Origin of the sequence: Streptomyces sp. NPDC059455 (assembly GCF_042750115.1) — a bacterium.
Classification (GTDB): Bacteria; Actinomycetota; Actinomycetes; order Streptomycetales; family Streptomycetaceae; genus Streptomyces; species Streptomyces endocoffeicus.
On sequence record NZ_JBHYVB010000117.1, the window covers coordinates 1 to 20,521 of the forward strand.

A 20,521-nucleotide genomic window follows, 5' to 3' on the forward strand; every position below is an offset into this window, starting at 1 on the left:
CCGGTGGGAGGAGCGGCGGCACCGGCCGGCGGTCCCGATGATTACTTCTTCTTCACCTGGACGTTGGTGAAAATGGGGTCGCCGTCCTGGCCGTAGGGGATCTTCCCGAGGACCTTGTTGGACTGGCCGCTGTTGACCTTGTAGAACCACAGCGGGATCGCCGGCATGTCCTTCGCGAGGATCTGCTCCGCCTGCTGGTAGAGCTTCACGGTCTCGTCGAGGGTGGCGGCCTTGTCGGCCTTGTCCGCGAGCTTGTCGAACTCCTTGTTGGCGTAACCGCTGGTGTTACCGGCCGCCTTGGAGCCGTACAGGTCCCTCATGAAGTTCGAGTTGACCGGGTAGTCGAGCACCCAGCCACCGCGGTACATGGACTTGACCTGGTGCTTGTCACGCGCGTTCAGGTCGGCCTGGAAGTCGGGCTTGGAGTCGCCGACGCAGTCGACGCCGGTGGCCTTGCGGATACTGTTGCAGACCGCGTCCACCCAGGGCTTGTGGTCCTGGTCGGCGTTGTACTGGATCGAGATCTTGTTGCCCGGGACCCCGCCGCCCTCCTTGATGAGGGACTTGGCCTTGGCCGGGTCGTAGGTGACCTGCTCCTTGAGCGCGCCGGCCTTGTAGCCGATCACGCCGCGGGCGACATAGCTGTCGGCCGGGGTGCGGGAGCCGTGAAGCACGGTCTTGGTGATCGTGTCACGGTCGATCGCCATGGACAGACCCTGGATGACCTTGGGGTCGATGTTTTTGAACTGGTCGGTGTAGAAGGCCGGGACGACCGACTGGACCGCCGAGTACTCCTCGTCGATCGCGCGCTTGCCCAGGTCCGTCTTGTAGTTGGTCAGCGCGGTGGTCGGGACCTGCTCGATCCAGTCGAGGTTGTTGGAGCGCAGGTCCGAGTAGGCGGCGTCGGCGGTGGTGTAGTTCTTGAAGTCGATGCCGCCGTTCTTGGCCTTGTTCGGGCCCTGGTAGTCCGCGTACTTACGGACCTTGATCATCTTCTTGTGGTCCCAGGAGACGAACTTGTAGGGGCCGTTGCCGACCGGCTTCTCGCCGAAGCCCTTGGGGTCCTTGAAGAATCCGCTGGGCAGCGGGGACCACACGTCGTAGCCGAGCTTGTAGGCGAAGTACGAGACCGGGCCGTTGAGCTCGATCTTGAACTCGTTGTCGTTGACGACCTTCAGGCCGGACATCTTGTCGGCCTTGGGCTTGCCCTTCTCAGGGTGGACGTCCTCGTAGCCCTTGATGTCCTGGAACCAGCTGGAGTTGGTCTGGTTGTTCGCGACGTTGGCGGACCAGTTCCAGGAGTCCACATAGGACTTGGCGGTCACGGCCTCGCCGTTGTGGAACTTCCAGCCCGGCTTGAGCTTGACGGTCCAGACGGAGGAGTCCTTGTTGGGGGTGACGGACTCCGCGTTGACGTACACCAGCTTGCCGGTACCGGGCTCGTAGTCCACCAGGCCCGCGAAGATCGCCCGCAGTACGCGACTGCCCTGGCTCTCCTTCGCGTTCGCCGGCTGCAGCGGGTTCTGCGGCTCGCCGAGCTGGGCGGTGAGTATCCCATTCGGGTCCGCCGTGCCCTTGTTCATGTCATTGCTGCCGCTGTCGCTGTCGTTACCACCGCAGGCGGTCGCGGCCAGCGCCACGACTGCCGCCAACGCGACCCACTTGGCGCTCTTGGCACCGCGCATGGGTTTGCCTCCTCAGGAGTCCACTGTCACTACGAGAGGGGGCGCCCGGAGACACGCTGACACCCCTGACAGCGAAAGGGACCGGAACCCCCCAGATGCGCTCGTAGGTCCGCGCTCCCCACAGCGTGTGACCCATTGACCCGAGCTCAATGGACCCCATGATTGAGCACGTCCGGCCCGTAAACCACACCTTATGGGTCTCGCTTTGGTCACAGCATCTACGCGCGGAGCTTCGAAATCCGGACAAAACTGCCCCAGACAGACACACGCGAAACGGACTGTTAACACATCATGCGGAGCTCGGACGCCGATATTCGGACAGGGAGATCCGGATAACCGCTTGACTGGCACATTGCTGACATGGCAACGGCCCGGACCCCCCCCCAGGAGGCGGTGGGTCCGGGCCGTGGACAGCTCACCGAGGCACGGTGGGGCGCCTACGCTCCGTGATCGGCGCCGTAGTGCGCAGGGGCGCGGGGCGTGAGCCCCGGCGCCCCCCGCGCCCGGGTGTGCGCGTCGGCGCTTGGCGCGGGCGGCGGTGAGCGTCAGCGCTTGGCGCACGGCTGAGCGTCAGCGCTTGGCGGGCGGCGGTGAGCGTCAGCGCTTGGCGCGCGGCTGAGCGTCAGCGCTTGGCGCGCGGCTGAGCGTCAGCGCTTGGCGCGCGGCGGTGAGCGTCAGCGCTTGGCGCGGGCGGCGCTGCGGGCGCGCTCCTTCTGATCCAGCACCACCTTGCGGATCCGCACCGTCTCCGGCGTCACCTCGACGCACTCGTCGTCGCGGCAGAACTCCAGGGACTGCTCGAGCGAGAGCAGCCGCGGCGGGACCAGAGACTCGGTCACATCCGCGGTGGAGGACCGCATGTTGGTGAGCTTCTTCTCCTTGGTGATGTTGACGTCCATGTCGTCGGAGCGGGAGTTCTCGCCGACGATCATGCCCTCGTACACCTCGGTGCCCGGCGAGGTGAACAGCACCCCGCGCTCCTGGAGGTTGGTCATCGCGAAGGCGGTCACCGCGCCCACGCGGTCGGCCACCAGCGAGCCGTTGTTACGGGTCTTCAGCTCGCCGAACCACGGCTCGTGGCCCTCGTGGATGGAGTGGGCGATACCGGTGCCGCGGGTCGCGGTCAGGAACTCGGTGCGGAAGCCGATCAGACCGCGGGAGGGAACGATGAACTCCATGCGGACCCAGCCGGAGCCGTGGTTGGACATGTTGTCCATCCGGCCCTTGCGGGTGCCCATGAGCTGGGTGACCGCGCCCATGTGCTCCTCGGGCACATCGATGGTGATGCGCTCGATCGGCTCATGGACCTTGCCGTCGACCTCCCGGGTGACCACCTGCGGCTTGCCGACGGTGAGCTCGAAGCCCTCCCGGCGCATGGTCTCCACCAGGATCGCCAGCGCCAGCTCGCCCCGGCCCTGCACCTCCCAGGCGTCCGGGCGGTCGGTGGGCAGCACGCGCAGCGAGACGTTACCGATCAGCTCGCGCTCCAGCCGGTCCTTGACCAGCCGCGCGGTGACCTTGCGGTCCTTCACGGCGGACTTGTCGGCGCCCTTGCCGCCGGGGCCGCGGCCCACCAGCGGGGAGGTGTTGGTGCCGATGGTCATCGAGATCGCGGGCTCGTCGACGGTGATCAGCGGCAGCGCGATCGGGTTCTCCGGGTCGGCCAGGGTCTCGCCGATCATGATGTCCGGAATACCCGCGACCGCGCAGATGTCACCCGGGCCGGCCACCTCGGCGGGCTTGCGGGTGAGCGCCTCGGTCATCATCAGCTCGGTGATCCGGACGTTGGAGATGGTGCCGTCGCGCTTGATCCACGCGACCGTCTGCCCCTTCTTCAGCTCGCCCTGCTCGACCCGGAGCAGCGCGATACGGCCGAGGAAGTTGTCCGCGTCCAGGTTGGTGACATGCGCCTGGAGCGGGGCCGCCGCGTCGTACTCCGGCGCCGGAACGGTGTCCAGCAGGGCGGAGAAGAACGGCTGGAGGCTGTCGCTGTCGGCCGGGACGGTGCCGTCCTCCGGCTTGGTCAGCGAGGCCACGCCGTCACGGGCACAGGCATAGACGATCGGGAACTCGATCTGCTCCTCGGTCGCGTCCAGGTCCAGGAAGAGGTCGTACGCCTCGTTCACGACCTCGTCGATCCGGGAGTCCGGGCGGTCCGTCTTGTTGATGCACAGGATCACCGGCAGCTTGGCCTGGAGCGCCTTGCGCAGCACGAAGCGGGTCTGCGGCAGCGGCCCCTCCGAGGCGTCCACCAGCAGGACCACCGCGTCGACCATGGACAGACCGCGCTCGACCTCGCCGCCGAAGTCGGCGTGGCCCGGGGTGTCGATGATGTTGATGGTGACGGGGTCGCCGCCGTCCGCCGGGTGGTATTTCACGGCGGTGTTCTTCGCGAGAATGGTGATGCCCTTCTCGCGCTCCAGGTCGTTGGAGTCCATGACCCGGTCATCCACCTGCTGGTGGGCGGCGAACGCGCCCGCCTGCTTCAGCATGGCGTCGACGAGGGTCGTCTTGCCATGGTCGACGTGAGCGACGATGGCGACGTTACGAATGTCGTGGCGCGTGGGCATGAAAGCGCGCTTCTCCCGGTTGTTGGGTGGCGACGCGCTCCTTAAGCGGCGCGCCTTCCGCCGGGCTGATCACGCCTCGGCCTCACCCCCATGGTACGGGGACGCCGCGTGGACGAATGCCGCAGCCCATCGCGGGGCCCATCCCGCACCCCATCGCGCACCCCGCCCCCGCGCCGGTCACCTCACCCGGAGGCGCCGCCGGCGGCTGTACCAGCGGCTGCGCCTATGGGGCGTCCGGCGGGTCACGCCGCGGCCGCATATCGAGGCTTTCCCCTCCCCGCCCCTTCCCGATACCAGGGGCTCCGCCCCTGGACCCCGGAGCCCGGGGCGGAGCCCCACCACGCGGCGAAGCCGCATGGTGATGCCGCGGGAAGGGACAGAGCCCCGGGTCCGGGGCCCGGAACGGAACCCCGGGCCGGGGTCTGGGGCGAAGCCCCGGGCTCCGGGGTTCTGGGGCGGAACCCCGGGTCCGAGGTTCTGGGGCGGAACCCCGGGTCCGAGGTCTAGAACAGCCCCCGCCCCGGGGGCTGGGCCGGGGCCCCAGTTTCGGGAAGGGGCGGGGAGGGGAACAGCCCGCCGCAGGCGGCACGCAGGCGGCAAGACCCGTCGGACACCCCCTAGCGGCGGAAGCCGATGTCCTGGTAGCGGGGGGTGGCGAAGCCGAAGGCGCCCGCGTTGACCAAGCCCTTGCGCATCGCGATCAGCTGAGGGCGCTGATAGAGCGGAATCGATCCGGCCGCCGCCCAGATCCGGGCGTCCGCCCGGCTGACCAGGGAGCGCGAGGCGCCGCCGTCCAGTTCGGAGAGCGCCTGGTCGAAGAGCTGGTCGATCTGGTCGGTGCCCACCCGGGTGTAGTTCTGCTCGACGACCAGGGAGCCGTCGGCGGCGGGCTGCGGCTTGGCGTAGATGGGACGGGCGTCGGTGGCCGGGTAGGCGGAGGCGGGCCAGGAGTAGAGGGCCAGGTCGTAGTCGCCGGTGGCGATGTGGTCCCGGAAGTAGCTCTCGCCGGAGACCTTGGTGATCTCGGTCCGGACGCCGATCTTCTCCAGCATCCGCGCGATGCGCTCACCGACCGTGCCCAGCCGGGCGCCGGTCCGGTCGTCGGGGAGGACGAAGCGCAGCACCAGCGGCCGTCCCTTCTTCCGTACGACGGCCGTCTCCCGGAGCCGTCCGGACCGCCCGGCGTCACCGGCCGCGGGCGGGGCGCCGGAGGCGCTCTTGGAGGCGGTGGGGGACGCGGTGCCCCAGGCGGTTCCGGACGCGCTGTCGGTGGCCGGGTCCGTGGCGGGGCCCGTGGCGCTCTCGGTGGCGGAGTCCGTGGCGGTGGCGGTCGGGGCGCTGTGCCGGCTGCCCCGGTCGTCCGTCTTGCCGTCCAGTGCCTTCTGACGGCCGGTGCCGCCCGCCCGCCAGCCCGCGTCGGCGAGCAGCGACTGCGCGGCGTTGGTGTCCGGGTCGCCGAGGGCGCCGCTGTGGTCCTTGTAGCCCGGCTGGCCCGCCATCAGCAGATGGTTGCCGAGCGGTTCGGACGGCAGCCCCACGGGCTTGAGCACCAGCTTCGCCAGGGCCTTCCGGTCGATCGCGCGGGCTACCGCGCGGCGTACCCGCTCATCGGCGAGCGGGCCCTTGGTGCCGTTGAGGGCGAGCTGGGTGTAGGCCGGGTCCAGGGCCTTGCGCAGGGTGAACCTGCTCAGCGCCCGGGTCCGCGACCGGTTCTTGTCGGTGTCGCCGGTGTCGCCGGTGGCCGCTCCCTGGGCTCCCGCCTCTTCCCGCGCCGACTCTTCCCGCCCCGCCCCGGTGTGCGCCGCCCCGGTGTGCGCCGTACGCGTCGCCTCGCCCGCCTCCCGGCCGCCGGTGGACGCCTCCCGGCCGCCCGTGGACGGCTCCGGCGCACCCGCCTTGCCCGGGGCCGAGGAGCCCCGCTTGGCGCCCGCGGCCTGCTTGCCGGGGGCGGTGGCCTGGATGCGCCGGGCGGTGGTCCGGTCCACCTCGGCCAGGTCCAGCCGCCCGGCGATCAGCGCCTCGGCCCGCTTCTCGGCCGGGACCGCCTGGAAGACCACCCGGCTCAGCCGCGCCCGGTCGCCCCACCAGCGGGGGTTTCGGACGAGGGTGACCTCGGAGTCCGTGACCCGGCGGACCATGAAGGGCCCGGCGCCGACCGCGAGCCCCTTGTTCGCGGCCGCGGTGAAGACCGCCGGGTTGCCCATCACGCTCTTCGGGTACAGCGGGGTGAACAGCGAGCGCCAGTCGGTGTACGGCTTGGCGAAGGTGACCTTGACCTCGTGCTCCTTGTCCCCCGGTTCGACCTTGGCGATCCGGTCGTATCCGGCGTTGCGCGCCGTCCCGTACTTCTCGTCGGTGCCGCGCAGCGCCTTCCACTGGGCCTGGAAGTCCTCCGCGCCGATCGGGCGTCCGTCGCTCCACACCGCCTTGGGGTTGAGTTTGAAGACCACGACCTGCTTGGGGTCGGTCGAGGTGACGTCGGCGGAGGCCAGGTAGTCGCCGTTGCGCTGGGCCCGGCCGCGGGCGTCGAGGGTGTAGAGGGAGGGCAGCACGGCGCCCGCGATCCGCTGGGTGCCCGTGTCCGCGGTCTTCTGGAAGGCGTTGAGCGTGGTGGGCGTCGCGTCCAGGGCCCAGCGCAGGGTTCCGGTGCCGGCGGTCCCGGAGCGGGGTGCGGAGGCGATGTCCCAGGCGGCGCGTGGCGGCGGGCCGTCGTCGTCCGAGCTGCAGCCGGTCAGTACGGGCAGCGGCAGCATCACTCCCGCGGCGAGCAGCATGGCGCGGCGGCTCCTGGTGATGGGCATGGCTCGTACCTCCGCAGGGTGACGGATATATGCGCATTTGGCATAGTGTGACGCTGATCGCATATACTCCTCACTCAAAGCGACGGTTCATGGGACAGCACGCCGAGAGGGCCATGGAGACGGCCATGAGGGGAAAGGATCACCCGCCCGGATCAATGTGGCGGGCGCGCAGTCCGGCGCGCGGCGGCGGAATCCCGCCGGTGGCGGCGCCAATCCCGACAGATCCCTTCACAACCAGGACCGTGGCGCGTAACACTCGCTGTCGCATAAGCGTCGCCAACCGCAACCGCGGAAGTGAGGGCAAGTCATGTCCTTGAACGACGACTTGACGGCCGTCCAGCGCTGTCTCGATGACCTCGTCCGTTCCGTCTCCCGGCTGGAGCAGCGGGTGGGCGCCGGCGGGCTGGAGATACGTCGGGTCCGCACCGATGCGGACCACCTGCGCGAGAGCCTCGCCCTGCTGCGCGAGACGACTCCCGTGGAGCGATCACGCCCCGAAATGGTTCCGGTCCCCGACGCCCCGTACGACAGCGCGCTGTGGTCGGACGTCGACGACGAGGGCCTCGGCGCGAGAGATCGCCACGCGCCCTAGGGACGGGCCGGCGCGCCTCCCGTCACGGGGCGCATCCCCACCGTCCCCCCATACCACTCCACCGCGGAGTTCCCCTTGGCCACAGGCACCGACCCGCAAGCCACCACGCCCGCACCCGCGGACTCCGGAACGGCCCCGCACGGCGTGCACAGCGCCTCGCGCGCCGCCATCCCCGGCCGCCATCTGCGCAGCGACCGCTGGTGGCTCTCCCCCGCCATCACCGCCGCCGGACTGTTCGCGTTCATCGTCTACTCGACCTGGCGGGCCTTCGCGGGGGACGACTACTACGCCGAGCCGTACGTCTCCCCCTTCTACTCGCCCTGCGTCGCCCAGAACTGCGTGCCCATGAAGGGCGGCGCCAACTGGGAGATCTTCGGCGCGTGGTGGGGGCTGTCCCCGGCACTGCTGATCCTGATCTTCCCGCTGGGGTTCCGGCTCACCTGCTACTACTACCGCAAGGCGTATTACCGGGGCTTCTGGGCCTCACCGCCCGCCTGCGCGGTCGCCGAACCGCGCGCCAAGTACACCGGCGAGACCCGCTTCCCGCTGATCCTGCAGAACATCCACCGCTACTTCTTCTACTTCGCGGTGGTCGTCGCGGGGATCCTCACCTATGACACCGTGCTCGCCTTCCGGGACGAGCACGGCCGCTGGGGCCATATGGGCCTGGGCACCCTGGTGCTGCTCGCCAACATCGCGCTGATCTGGGCGTACACCCTCTCCTGCCACTCCTGCCGCCATATCGTCGGCGGCCGGCTGAAGCACTTCTCCCGGCATCCGGTGCGCTATCGGCTCTGGGGCTGGGTGAGCGGGCTCAACGCACGCCATATGCAGCTGGCCTGGGCCTCTCTCATCAGCGTCGCCGTCGCGGACTTCTACGTCTATCTGGTGGCGAGCGGCGCCTTCGACGATCCCCGCTTTTTCTAGGAGAGGTGCTCATCCGATGACGCAAGTCGAGCGGCAGGCGTGGGACGTGGTCGTGATCGGCGCGGGCGGCGCCGGGCTGCGTGCCGCGATCGAGGCCCGCGAGCAGGGCATGCGCTGCGCCGTCATCTGCAAGTCGCTGTTCGGCAAGGCCCATACGGTGATGGCCGAGGGCGGCATCGCCGCCAGCATGGGCAACGTCAACGAGCGCGACAACTGGCAGGTGCACTTCCGCGACACCATGCGCGGGGGCAAGTTCCTCAACCACTGGCGGATGGCCGAGCTGCACGCCCAGGAGGCCCCGGACCGGGTCTGGGAGCTGGAGACCTGGGGCGCGCTCTTCGACCGCACCCCGGAGGGCAAGATCTCCCAGCGGAACTTCGGCGGCCATGAGTACCCCCGCCTCGCCCATGTCGGGGACCGCACCGGCCTGGAGCTGATCCGCACCCTCCAGCAGAAGATCGTCTCCCTCCAGCAGGAGGACAAGGCCGCCACCGGCGACTACGAGTCCCGGCTGAAGATCTTCCAGGAGTGCACGGTCACCCGGATCGTCAAGGACGGCGACCGGGTCGCCGGGGTCTTCGGCTACGAGCGCGAATCGGGCCGTTTCTTCGCCCTGGAGGCCCCGGCCGTGGTGCTGGCCACCGGCGGTATCGGCAAGTCCTTCAAGGTCACCTCCAACTCCTGGGAGTACACCGGCGACGGCCACTCGCTGGCGCTGCTCGCGGGCGCCCCGCTGATCAACATGGAGTTCGTGCAGTTCCACCCGACCGGTATGGTCTGGCCGCCCTCGGTGAAGGGGATCCTGGTCACCGAGTCGGTGCGCGGCGACGGCGGGGTGCTGCGCAACAGCGAGGGCAAGCGGTTCATGTTCGACTACATCCCGGACGTCTTCAAGGAGAAGTACGCCCAGTCCGAGGACGAGGCCGACCGCTGGTACGAGGACCCGGACCACAACCACCGCCCGCCCGAGCTGCTCCCCCGCGACGAGGTGGCCCGCGCCATCAACGCCGAGGTGAAGGCGGGCCGGGGCTCCCCGCACGGCGGGGTCTTCCTCGACGTCTCCACCCGGATGTCCCCCGAGGTCATCAAGCGGCGGCTGCCCTCCATGCACCACCAGTTCAAGGAGCTCGCGGACGTCGACATCACCGCCGAGCCCATGGAGGTGGGCCCCACCTGTCACTACGTGATGGGCGGAGTGGACGTCGACCCGGACACCGCGGCCGCCACCGGCGTGCCCGGCCTGTTCGCCGCGGGCGAGGTCGCGGGCGGGATGCACGGCTCCAACCGGCTCGGCGGCAACTCCCTCTCCGACCTGCTGGTCTTCGGGCGCCGCGCCGGGCTCCACGCGGCCCGCTACGCCCAGGAGATCGCGGACTCGGGCAGCCGTCCGGTGCCGGACGAGGCGCAGCTGGACCTGGCGGCGGCCGAGGCGCTGCGCCCGTTCAGCGCCGAGGCCGGTGAGCCGGACGAGACCGCGGGACCTGCCGGGCCGCCGGAGAACCCGTACACCCTCCACCAGGAGCTCCAGCAGTCGATGAACGACCTGGTGGGGATCATCCGCAAGGCCGAGGAGATGGAGGAGGCGCTGCACCGGCTGGCCAGTCTGCGGGTCCGGGCGCGCCGCGCCGGGGTCGAGGGCCACCGGCAGTTCAACCCCGGCTGGCACCTGGCGATCGATCTGCGCAACATGCTGCTGGTCAGCGAGTGCGTGGCACGGGCCGCGCTGGAGCGCACCGAGAGCCGCGGCGGGCACACCCGCGACGACTGCCCGGAGATGGACCGAGAATGGCGGCGGCTCAATCTGGTCTGCCGGCTCTCCGACCCGTCGGCGGGGCTGGCGGCACCCGACGCCGGGCACGGCCAGATCCGGCTCGAGCGGCGTGAGATGCCGCCCATCCGGCCCGACCTGCTGAACCTGTTCGAGAAGGACGAACTGGTGAAGTACCTGACGGACGAGGAGCTGACCCAGTGAGTGCGTACGAGGCCCACTTCCGGGTGTGGCGGGGCGACCAGGACGGCGGCGGTCTGAAGGACTTCCACGTCGAGGTCAACGACGGCGAGGTCGTACTGGACATCGTCCACCGGCTGCAGGCCACCCAGGCCCCCGACCTGGCCGTCCGCTGGAACTGCAAGGCGGGCAAATGCGGTTCGTGCAGCGCCGAGATCAACGGCCGGCCCCGGCTGCTGTGCATGACCCGGATGTCGGTGTTCGAACGAAACGAGACGATCACCATCACCCCGCTGCGGGCCTTCCCGGTGGTACGGGACCTGGTGACGGATGTGTCGTTCAACTACACCAAGGCCCGCGAGGTGCCGTCCTTCGTGCCCCCGGAGGGGCTGGGTCCGGGCGAGTATCGGATGTGGCAGGAGGACGTGAACCGGTCGCAGGAGTTCCGCAAGTGCATCGAGTGCTTCCTGTGCCAGGACACCTGCCATGTGGTGCGGGACTTCGAGGAGAACAAGGAGGCGTTCGCCGGGCCGCGGTTCCTGATGCGGGTCGCTGAGCTGGACATGCATCCGCTGGACGCGGCGGCCGACACCGGACTGGACCGCAAGAGCACCGCCCAGGAGGAGCACGGACTGGGCTACTGCAACATCACCAAGTGCTGTACGGAGGTCTGCCCCGAGCAGATCAAGATCACGGACAACGCGCTGATCCCGCTCAAGGAGCGGGCGGCGGACCGTAAGTACGATCCGCTGGTCTGGCTCGGCAACAAGATCCGGCGCCGCGGGCAGTGACGCCTGCGGCGGGCTGATCCCCTCCCCGTCCCTTCCCGCAGCATCGATCTGCGGCTCCGCCGCGCGGCAGGGGCTCCGCCCCTGGACCTCGGGGCGTGGGGCGAAGCCCCGGCTCGGGGCCTGGGGCAAAGCCCCAGTTCGGGGCCTGGAGCAAAGCCCCGGCTCGGGGCCTGGAGCGAAGCCCCAGTTCGGGGCCTGGGGCAATGCCCCGGCTCGGGGCCTGGGGCGAAGCCCCAGTTCGGGAAGGGGCGGGGTGGGGAAAGATCCGCCGGGAAGCAGTAGCGCTCCCCACGCTGCGTGTCGCGGGCCCGCCACCACCGGCAGGCCCGCTGCCGTAACGACCCGCGGCCATCACGGCCCACTGCCGTAACCGGCCGTGGCCCGTCACCACAGGCTGAGCAGCGCCTCCACCGAGTCCGGGCCCGAGGACTGGCCGTCCGGAAGGGCCAGCTCGAACCAGACGGTCTTGCCGAGCGGGGTCCTGCGGCTGCCCCAGCCCGCGCTGAGCAGCCCGACCAGCTGGAGCCCGCGCCCGCCTTCGTCGGTGTCCCGGGCGCGCCGCCGCCGGGGCTGCACCAGACCGCCGTCCCAGACCTCGCACACCAGCGTGCGGTCCAGCAGCAGCCGCAGCCGGATCTCGCCCTCGCCGTACCGCAGGGCATTGGTGACCAGCTCGCTGACCAGCAGCTCGGTGGTGTCCACCAGATCGTCGAGGCCCCAGGACTCCAGCTGCTCCCGGGCCAGTTCGCGGGCCCGGCCCACGGACTGCGGGGCGCTGGGAAGGCCCCAGTCGCCGACCGACTCGGCCGACAGGCCCTGCACCCGGGCCATCAGCAGCGCGATGTCGTCCTCGCCGTGGTGGGTGTCGAGGGTGCTCAGGACGTGGTCGCAGACGTCCTCGAGGGATCCGGCCGCGCCGCTCGCGCCGTCGGCGCCGTCCGGGGTGTTGAGGGCCGCGCGCAGGGCCTGGAGTCCCTCGTCAAGGCTGTGGTCGCGGGACTCGACCAGACCGTCGGTGTAGAGGGCCAGCAGCGCGCCGTCGGGAAGCTCGACCTCGATCTCCTCGAACGGCTCGCCGCCCACGCCGAGCGGCAATCCGGGCGGGACCTCCATCAGCAGGGCGTCCTCGCCCGGCTCCACGAGGACAGGGGGCGGATGCCCGGCGTTGGCGAACGTGCAGCGCCGGGTGACCGGGTCGTAGACGGCGTAGACGCAGGTGGCGAGGTAGACCTCGGTCAGATCGGAGGAGTCGTCGGCGGCCTTGCCGTCGCGCACGAGGGCGCGCGAGCCGGACCGCGCGCCGGCGTGCGAGCCGCTGGGAGTGCCGAGGCCGCGGGCGATCTCGTCGAGCGCGGAGAGCACCTCGGCGGGCTCCAGGTCGAGCAGGGCGAGGGTGCGTACGGCGGTGCGCAGCTCGCCCATGGCCACGGCGGCGCGCAGCCCCCGCCCCATGACGTCGCCGACCACCAGCGCGGTGCGGTGTCCGGGCAGCTCGATCACGTCGAACCAGTCGCCACCCACCTCGGTCGCCGCGTTCCCCGGCAGATAGCGGCAGGCGATATCGAGCCCGGCGGCCTCCGGGTCGCCGGGCGGGAGCAGACTGCGCTGGAGTATCAGCGCGCGTTCATGTTCTCTGCGGTACAGCCGGGCGTTGTCGATGCTGACGGCGGCGCGGGCGGCCAGCTCGACGGCGAGCGCGCGGTCCCGTTCGCCGAAGGGCTCGCTGCCCTTGGCGCGGGAGAACTGGGCCAGGCCGACGACGGTGTCCCGCGCGACCATCGGCACCACAAGGGTGGACTGGAGCATGGCCCCGAGCTCCAGGGCCTCGCTGCCGTCCCGCCCGGGGACGACGCGGACCTGGGCGGTGCGCAGGGCGTGGGCGCACAGCGAGTTGAAGGGGTAGCGGTGCACCTCGCCGACCTGGATGGGCTTGGGGTCCTCCACGGTGTTGACGCGGCAGATGTCGCCGAAGGGGACCGGGCCGTCGGAGACCGCGCTGGCGAAGGCGACGCGGCGCAGCTCGGCGCTGCCGTCGGCGAGTCCGGGCGGGGTCTCGTCGCCGGAGAGCAGCCCCTGGTAGAGGTCGACCGAGGCCAGGTCGCAGAACTGCGGTACGGCCACGTCCAGCAGCTCGCGGGCGGTGGTCTCCAGGTCGAGCGAGGTGCCTATTCGGGCCCCGGCCTCGTTCAGCAGCGCCAGATTGCGCCGTACGCCCGCGGCCTCCTGTTCGGCGCGGCGGCGGCCGGTGACATCCGTGGCGAGCCCGGCGACGCCGATGGGGCGGCCGGAGCCGCTGTGCAGCCGGTAGAGCGAGACCGACCAGCGGCGGCGGTCGGGGCTGCCCGGCGCCTGGCCCACGATGGGCATGTCGGTCAGCGACTGCCCGGAGTCCAGGACCTGGCGCAGCGCGGCGGCCAGCCGGTCGGCCTCGCCGCGCGGCAGCAGATCGTGCGGGGTCGTGCCGCGGTACTCCTCGGTGGGGCGTCCGAAAACCTTCGCAAAGCGCTCATTGACGCGGAGGATCCGCAGATCGGTCCCGAAGAGGAAGAAACCGAGCGGAGATTGACCGAAAACGGCCTGTGAAGAAGCAAGATCGGTTTCCAGCCCGCGCAACGCGCTGACGTCCACCGCGATACAGAGCGCGGCCCGCTTTCCGTGCTCGTCCTGAGCGGGCATCACATAGACCTCGGCGATGCCATGCCCGCTCGGCGTCCGGGGGTTACGGTAGGGAACCAGCCCGGTCCACTCCCGGCCGTCGAGGATGTCGGCCACCGCGCGCTGGCCCGTCTCCTGGTACTCCGGCGGTACGAACGCCTCCACCGGATCCCTGCCGATGGCCTGGTTCGCCGTCAGCCCCAGCAACTCCGCGGCCCGTTCGCTCCACTGCGCGATCCGGCCGTCGGGCCCGAGCGCGAACGAGGCGACCCGGATGTAGTCATAGATCGAGCCGGGAGGACTGCTCTGCCACACCGTCGACATCGAGGACATGGACGACATGTCCGACATCGAGGACCCCTGTGACATCGGCGACACCTGCGAACCCACCGTCTCCTCGGGCATATCAGCTCCCGCTGGCTTCTCGCTCATGCGCCCGTCCCCTCCGGCTCAGGTGCTCCGACCGGCTTCAGATAGCCGAGTATCCAGCACTTCGGCCATCCCGAGTACGGTCTTCACGATCACAGCACTATCTCAGCCCGCCATCAGAGTCCGTCCCGGCTTTTGGTGAAGCGCTCATGATCAGCGCTCCCCCTCACTCCTAACCAGACGGAGGCGGCTCGAACCCCATGGATTTTCCCGCGCGGGACGTTCTCAAGAAGTGCGTGGCCGGGTCCCCTCGGTGGCCTCGGCCGACCCGGCGCCGGACGACGCCCCGGCATCGGCCCCGGTGTTGTCCACACCGGCCCCGGTGTTGTCCGCACTGGCCCCGGTGTTGTCCGCATCGGCCCCGGTGTTGTCCGCACTGGCCCCGGTGTTGTCCGCATCGGCCCCGGCCGCGCGCAGCCGGCGGACCGCCTCCGCCACCGCGGGGCGGTCCTCGTCCAGCCAGTCGACCTCGTCCACCCGGTCCGGCGGGAGCCAGCGCAGCTCGTCGTGGTCCTGGAGCGGGCGCGGCTCACCGGAGCGCAGGGCCGCGGTCCATACCCGCAGTACGAAGCCGGGCTTGAGGGGCCACTCCCCCGGCAGCGGTTCGAGCGGCTCGACCTCGACCCCGAGTTCCTCGCGCAGTTCGCGGACGAGCGCCGCCTGTGGTGTCTCCCCGGGCTCGGCCTTGCCGCCGGGCAGCTCCCAGCGGCCCGCGAGCTCGGGCGGGGCGCTGCGCCGCGCGGCCAGCAGCCGCCCCCGGTCGAACACCGCTCCGCCCACCACCACACGCACGCTCATGATCCGCACCCTAGCCTGCGCGGAAGCACACCAGAGCCCCGGGGCGGGCGCCCCGGGGCTCTGGAAGAGGTACGCGTTCCCGCGACCGGATGTACGCATTTCCGCGGACTGAAACCGGACTCGAGCTGACCGGACTCGGACTGACCGGACTCGGGTTGAAACCGGACTCGGGCTAACCGGACTGACGGGACGCGGCGGTCCGCTCGACCACGTACAGCTGCTCCTGGCCCTCACCCTCCAAGCGGTCGGCCACCTCCTGGGCCTCCGTCCTGGTGGCGTAGCGCCCGACGCGGTAGCGGTTGCCGTTGTTGTCCTGGCGGATCACGAGCCAGGGCAGCACAGCGTTCCCGTCACTCATCTCCCCGCCCCCTCCGCTGTGGCGCGCCCGGGCGCACGACCCCGCGACACCGTTAAGGAAATCCCGTTCCGCATATGCCCGAGCCTACGCCCTACCTTCACGCAGCGGATACGTGTTCTTACAAGGAGGCACTCATCCGGCCATGTCTCAGACGCCGACTTCGGCCTTCACCCGGTCGCCGTCGCCACTCTCGCCCGCCTCGTCGGCCTCGTCGGCCGGGGCGGCCGGGGTGGCGCCCAGCTCGCGCTCGGCCGCCAGCAGCGTCGGATTGCGCCATGCGCTGCGTACGCCCCAGAAGTAGAAGGCCAGCCCGATCAGGGCGACGATCACGATGTCCCAGCCGGCCGGCAGATAGCCGCGCCCGCCGAACTCCGTGCCGCCGGCCCATGACACCGCCGCCATGACGAGCAGATACGTGACCATCCAGGCTCCGGCGGCCAGGTGCGGCCGCAGCTCCGCCCACGGCTTGCGCAGCTCGTACCAGGCCCAGATCGGCAGCCCGATCGCCATGATGAAGATGACCTTGCCGGTGAGCGGCCAGCGGGCCCAGTACAGCACCAGCGAGCCGAAGACCATCGCGATCGGCGCGATCACCGGCATCGCGCGCAGCCGCACCGGACGCGGCAGCTCCGGGGAGAGGCGGCGCAGCGACATCACGGCCACCGGACCGGTGATGTACGAGATCACGGTCGCGACGGAGACGATCTCGGCGAGCGAACCCCAGCCGCGGAAGACCGCGAGGAAGATGAAGGCGATCCCCAGGTTGAGCAGCAGCGCCGGGCGCGGAATGCCGGTCTTGGGGTCGACCTTGCCGAAGATCCCCGGCAGATGGCCGTTCTCCTGGACGCCCTGGATCATGCGGGAGGTGGTGGCCGCGTAGATCATGCCGGTGCCGGACGGGGAGATGAAGGCGTCCGCGTACAACAGCATCGCCAGCCAGTTCAGGCCCCAGGCCAGGGAGAGATCGGCGAGCGGGGAGTTGAAGGAGAGCCCGGACCAGCCCCCGTGCCGCAGATCGGCGGCGGGGACGGCCATCAGGAAGGCGATCTGCAGCGCGACGTAGATCACCAGCGCGATGAGGATCGAGCTGATGACGGCCTTGGGCAGCGACTTCCCCGGGTCACGGGCCTCGCCCGCCATGTTCAGCGGCGACTGGAAGCCGTTGTAGGCCCAGACGATGCCGGAGACGGCGACCGCGGTGAACACGGAGTTCCAGCCGTTGGGGGTGAAGCCGCCGTTGCCGGTGACATTGCCGGTGTCGAAGTGCGACAGCACCAGCGCCCCGGCGGTCAGGGTCGGCACGACCACCTTGAAGACGGTGATCGCGGTGTTGGTCTTCGCGAAGAGGGTGATCGCGAACCAGTTGAGGAAGAAGTAGAAGAGCAGCAGCACGGACGCGAGCGCGACACCGCTGCCGGTCAGCTCCTTCCCGCCGTACAGCGCCTTGGCCCAGCCGAAGTCCCAGGAGGACATGTACTGCACGGAGGCGGTGGCCTCACCGGGGATCACCGAGACGATGGCGATCCAGTTCGCCCAGGCGGCCAGATATCCCGCCAGCGAGCCGTGCGAGTACTGGCCGTACCGGACCATGCCCCCGGCCTTGGGGAACATCGAACCCAGCTCGGAGTAGGTCAGGGCGATGGTCAGGGCGACGGCGGCGCCGATCACCCAGGCCAGAATGGCGGCGGGCCCGGCCAGCGCGGCGGCGCGCTCGGCGCCGAACAGCCAGCCGGAGCCGATGATCGACCCGAGACCCACGGCGGTGAGGGCCACCGGTCCGAGTGACCTTCGATAATGCGAGTGGGAACCCTGCTCCGTGCTCAAGTTCCTGGCACTCCTTTCGCCCCCCGACGACCGGACACAAACCGGTCCATCGTAAGAGCGAAACGGATGATCCCCTTCCAGTAACCCCTTTCACCTGCACTGATGTGAGTTTTGCAACAGAGGGGGCGGGAACCGCCCTCATGTGCCGGAATCGCTCACGGCGGGACCGCGCAGGGTGGGAAGCGGCATCAGCACCGGCTCGCCCGTGGGCGCCTTGCGGCACACATCCCCGCACTCGGCGTCCAATGAGCAGCACAGCGAGCAGACCGCCCCCGCCCGCACCGGACAGTCGGCGATGTCCGGCAGCTCGTACGCCGTCTCGCACGAGGCGCAGAGGTGGGTGGCCGTGATGTCCGGGACCTCGGCACCGGGCCCGTTCACCGGGTTCTCCCGGGCCAGGTAGTAGCGGCCCCTGGTGAGCCAGGCCAGCAGCGGGCAGAGCAGCAGCGCCAGCCCGCAGGCGATGAAGGTCGAGAAGGCCTCGGCCACCTCGCCGAAGACCCCGAAGAAGGCGACGATCGAGACCACCGAGGCGATCACCATCGCACCGAAGCCGGCGGGGTTCACCGGGTGCAGATACGCCCGCTTGAACTCGATGTACTTCGGGCTCAGCCCGAGTGGCTTGTTGATGACCAGATCGGCGGCGACGGCGGCTATCCAGGCGATGCCGACGTTGGAGTAGAAGCCCAGCAGCTTGTTGAGCGCCGCGAACATGTTCATCTCCATGAGCGCCAGCGCGATGGCGAGGTTGAGGAAGATGTACCAGACTCGGCCGGGGTGGCGGTGGGTGACCCGGGAGAAGAAGTTGGACCAGGACAGCGAGCCGCTGTAGGCGTTGGTCACATTGATCTTGACTTGGGAGACCACCACGAAGAGCGCGGCCGCGGGCAGCGCGACCGAGCCCAGCCAGGGCTTCAGCGCCTCGATCTGCGGGGCGATGGGCTCCAGCGCATGGGTCGTGCCGACCGCGTCGAGCGCCACGAACGCGAGGAAGGCGCCGCCGATCTGCTTGGCCGCGCCGATGATCACCCAGCCGGGGCCGGCGGCCAGGACCGCCAGATTCCAGCGCCGCCGGTTCTCGTCGGTCTTCGCGGGCATGAACCGCAGATAGTCGGCCTGCTCACCGATCTGCGCGATCAGCGAGAGCGCGACGCCCGTGCCCAGGCCGTATCCGATCCAGTCGAAACCGGAACCCGCGCCCTCGGTCCCGCCGAAGGAGGCGAACGCGCCCCAGGAGCCCGGCGCCTCGAAGGCCAGCACCACGAACGGCAGGACGAGACCGATCAGCCAGAGCGGCTGGGTCCACGCCTGCACCTTGGCGAGCGCGCCCATACCGCGGAAGACGATCGGGATCACGATGAGGGTGGTCAGCAGATAGCCGATGGGCAGCGGGATATGGAGGGCCTGATGCATGGCCTGCGCCATGATCGAGCCTTCCAGCGCGAAGAAGATGAAGGTGAAGCTGGCGTAGATCAGCGAGGTCAGCGTCGAGCCGAAGTAGCCGAATCCGGCACCGCGGGTGATCAGGTCCATGTCCAGGCCATAGGTCGCACAGGCGCGGGCGATGGGGATGCCGGTCAGGAAGATGATCGTCGCCGCGGTGAGGATCGAGGCGATACCGCTGGTGAAGCCGTAGCTGAAGACGATGGACGCGCCGATGGCGAAGTCCGCGAGATAGGCGATCCCGCCGAGCGCCGTCGAGGCGACCATGGTGGGCGACCAGCGACGGTAGGAGTGGGGTGCGTAGCGCAGCGAGTAGTCCTCGCGGCTCTCGTCCGCCGCCAGCCGGGCGTAGCCGCGCCGCGGGGCGGCTGTCGGCTCTCCCGCCCGTGGTGACTGTGTTGGCGCTCCCGCCTCAGGTGTGACCGTGTCGACCGCGTCCGTCATACCGGCTTCCCCTATCGCTCGGGCCGTTCCGTTACGCCCGAGGACGGTAGAAGTCGCAGGTGACGCACGGCTGCGGCGAGCCATTGCCGGGCCGTTACGGCGGCGGAGCGGCGGTTAACTCGCGGTAAGACACCTTGGGACGGACCGCCCGGCTATCGGCGAACACCGATGGCGAACGAACGATCACTTCACCGGCAGCCGATAGGCGATCCGATAGCGCTCGGCCAGCACCACCACATCGGCGGTCTCCACCGCACGCCTGCCCGCGAAGTACGTGCGCGAGGTGACCATCACCCAGTGCCCCGGCACCCCGCCGAGCGCCAGCACCTCCTCGGCCCGGCCGGGGCGCGCGCCGACCTCCTCCGCCACGTTGTCCACCACCAGGTCGAGGGTGGCCATCCGGTCGACGACCCCGCGCCCGGCAAGCGGGCCCTCCTCGGGCAGCATCACGGGCGTACGGCCGGTGAGCGCGAGCGGCTCCCAGGAGGTGGAGAGCATCACCACCTCCCCCTGCGACCGGAACACATAGCGGGTGCGCATCACCCGCTCCCCCACTTCGACCCCCAGCCGCCCGGCGATCTCGCCCCCGGCCTCCTCCTGCTCGCTCCCGGCCTCCCAGGTGCCGGTGATCCGGTCGTCGGCCTGCTCCTGCCGGAACGGCGTGGTCTCCCCGGCGGTGTGGAACCCACCCCGGACCACCCGCCGCGGCACCGGCTGGGCCCGCACATACGTCCCCGACCCGGAACGCCCCTCGACCAGCCCCTCGGCCATCAGCACCTTGCGCGCCTCGAGCGCCACGGTGTCCGAAACCCCGTACTCCTCCCGGATCCTGGCCTGGGAAGGGAGACGCGCATGCGGCGGCAGCTCACCCGCGGCGATCTTCTTCCGCAGGTCGTCGGCGACGCGGAGGTATGCGGGCTGGTCACCAAAGGCCACGTGCACTCCCTGGGTTGACAGTCAGCAACAGCTTGGCAACTCAGGGTTGCCGATTGCAACTGGAGGCCAGAGCTTCACCAGAAGTGGTGAACTGCAGCTCAGAGACGTTTAAGTCGCGCAAAGGTCGGTGAGCTGCCCGGCCCCGGGCAGCCCCCGGCCTTTGCGCCCGTGACGCGGCGCCGTGCCATCGGCGGTCCCGCACGTTTCCGCCCGTCGGGCCCATTACGCTCCTGAGGATCAGCCGCCGAAGCGTAGGGACGTGAGATGGACGACGAACCGCTGCCGGAGTGGTCCGAACCCCCGGCGCCCGGACCGGAGCG

General features: G+C 70.1%; 12 protein-coding genes and 1 pseudogene. 4 read left to right on the forward strand and 9 right to left on the reverse strand.

Annotated features, from left to right (window positions below):
- Positions 1-41 precede the first annotated feature (41 nt).
- From ACFXB5_RS33110 to ACFXB5_RS33120, 3 genes are all read right to left on the reverse strand, one after another.
- Positions 42-1,685: an ABC transporter substrate-binding protein gene (locus tag ACFXB5_RS33110; RefSeq protein WP_385214859.1), complete on the reverse strand. Its 1,644-nt coding sequence runs from the start codon at positions 1,683-1,685 to the stop codon at positions 42-44.
- A 674-nt stretch (positions 1,686-2,359) separates the two neighbouring features.
- Positions 2,360-4,255 (reverse strand): translational GTPase TypA, encoded by a 1,896-nt coding sequence (gene typA / locus ACFXB5_RS33115; RefSeq protein ID WP_385214861.1) that lies wholly within the window; start codon positions 4,253-4,255, stop codon positions 2,360-2,362.
- Between the two features lie 617 nt (positions 4,256-4,872).
- On the reverse strand, positions 4,873-7,056 hold the full coding sequence (locus tag ACFXB5_RS33120) for an ABC transporter substrate-binding protein (RefSeq protein ID WP_385214864.1): 2,184 nt from the start codon (positions 7,054-7,056) through the stop codon (positions 4,873-4,875).
- Between the two features lie 307 nt (positions 7,057-7,363).
- Between ACFXB5_RS33120 and ACFXB5_RS33125 the strand changes: the two genes are divergently transcribed.
- The 4 genes from ACFXB5_RS33125 to ACFXB5_RS33140 all read left to right on the forward strand — a co-directional run bounded on the left by ACFXB5_RS33125 (position 7,364) and on the right by ACFXB5_RS33140 (position 11,314).
- On the forward strand, positions 7,364-7,648 hold the full coding sequence (locus ACFXB5_RS33125; RefSeq protein ID WP_201855217.1) for a hypothetical protein: 285 nt from the start codon (positions 7,364-7,366) through the stop codon (positions 7,646-7,648).
- Between the two features lie 75 nt (positions 7,649-7,723).
- Entirely contained in the window at positions 7,724-8,575 is an 852-nt protein-coding gene (locus tag ACFXB5_RS33130; protein WP_385214867.1) for a hypothetical protein, read from the forward strand.
- Between the two features lie 16 nt (positions 8,576-8,591).
- Positions 8,592-10,547 carry a fumarate reductase/succinate dehydrogenase flavoprotein subunit gene (locus ACFXB5_RS33135; protein WP_385214869.1) on the forward strand — a complete coding sequence of 652 codons (1,956 nt, stop codon included), beginning with the start codon at positions 8,592-8,594 and terminating at the stop codon, positions 10,545-10,547.
- Positions 10,544-11,314, forward strand: a complete 771-nt coding sequence (locus ACFXB5_RS33140; RefSeq protein WP_385214872.1) for a succinate dehydrogenase/fumarate reductase iron-sulfur subunit — start codon at positions 10,544-10,546, stop codon at positions 11,312-11,314. The genes ACFXB5_RS33135 and ACFXB5_RS33140 overlap by 4 nt, the downstream gene beginning before the upstream one ends.
- A 384-nt stretch (positions 11,315-11,698) precedes the next feature.
- On the opposite strand, the gene ACFXB5_RS33145 is transcribed toward ACFXB5_RS33140, so the two are convergent.
- The 6 genes and pseudogenes from ACFXB5_RS33145 to ACFXB5_RS33170 all read right to left on the reverse strand — a co-directional run bounded on the left by ACFXB5_RS33145 (position 11,699) and on the right by ACFXB5_RS33170 (position 20,201).
- Complete coding sequence (locus ACFXB5_RS33145) at positions 11,699-14,401, reverse strand: SpoIIE family protein phosphatase (RefSeq protein WP_385214874.1); 2,703 nt, start codon at positions 14,399-14,401, stop codon at positions 11,699-11,701.
- Between the two features lie 402 nt (positions 14,402-14,803).
- A pseudogene (locus ACFXB5_RS33150) lies at positions 14,804-15,196 on the reverse strand ((deoxy)nucleoside triphosphate pyrophosphohydrolase); the annotation flags it as partial.
- A gap of 172 nt (positions 15,197-15,368) precedes the next feature.
- Positions 15,369-15,554, reverse strand: coding sequence for an SPOR domain-containing protein (locus tag ACFXB5_RS33155; protein ID WP_037960218.1), 186 nt, complete (start codon positions 15,552-15,554; stop codon positions 15,369-15,371).
- Between the two features lie 147 nt (positions 15,555-15,701).
- Positions 15,702-17,378 (reverse strand): APC family permease, encoded by a 1,677-nt coding sequence (locus tag ACFXB5_RS33160; RefSeq protein ID WP_385214876.1) that lies wholly within the window; start codon positions 17,376-17,378, stop codon positions 15,702-15,704.
- Between the two features lie 138 nt (positions 17,379-17,516).
- Positions 17,517-19,265, reverse strand: a complete 1,749-nt coding sequence (locus ACFXB5_RS33165) for a purine-cytosine permease family protein (protein ID WP_385214878.1) — start codon at positions 19,263-19,265, stop codon at positions 17,517-17,519.
- A 183-nt stretch (positions 19,266-19,448) separates the two neighbouring features.
- The gene (locus ACFXB5_RS33170; protein ID WP_385214880.1) at positions 19,449-20,201 is read right to left on the reverse strand and encodes a GntR family transcriptional regulator; all 753 of its coding nucleotides are present in this window, start codon (positions 20,199-20,201) and stop codon (positions 19,449-19,451) included.
- Positions 20,202-20,521 lie beyond the last annotated feature (320 nt).

Bases quoted from the DNA above. Each gene is read 5' to 3' on its own strand.
- ACFXB5_RS33110 (WP_385214859.1), bottom strand. From the start codon at position 1,685: ATGCGCGGTGCCAAGAGCGCCAAGTGGGTCGCGTTGGCGGCAGTCGTG.
- typA (WP_385214861.1), bottom strand. From the start codon at position 4,255: ATGCCCACGCGCCACGACATTCGTAACGTCGCCATCGTCGCTCACGTC.
- ACFXB5_RS33120 (WP_385214864.1), bottom strand. From the start codon at position 7,056: ATGCCCATCACCAGGAGCCGCCGCGCCATGCTGCTCGCCGCGGGAGTG.
- ACFXB5_RS33125 (WP_201855217.1), top strand. From the start codon at position 7,364: ATGTCCTTGAACGACGACTTGACGGCCGTCCAGCGCTGTCTCGATGAC.
- ACFXB5_RS33135 (WP_385214869.1), top strand. From the start codon at position 8,592: ATGACGCAAGTCGAGCGGCAGGCGTGGGACGTGGTCGTGATCGGCGCG.
- ACFXB5_RS33145 (WP_385214874.1), bottom strand. From the start codon at position 14,401: ATGAGCGAGAAGCCAGCGGGAGCTGATATGCCCGAGGAGACGGTGGGT.
- ACFXB5_RS33155 (WP_037960218.1), bottom strand. From the start codon at position 15,554: ATGAGTGACGGGAACGCTGTGCTGCCCTGGCTCGTGATCCGCCAGGAC.
- ACFXB5_RS33165 (WP_385214878.1), bottom strand. From the start codon at position 19,265: ATGACGGACGCGGTCGACACGGTCACACCTGAGGCGGGAGCGCCAACA.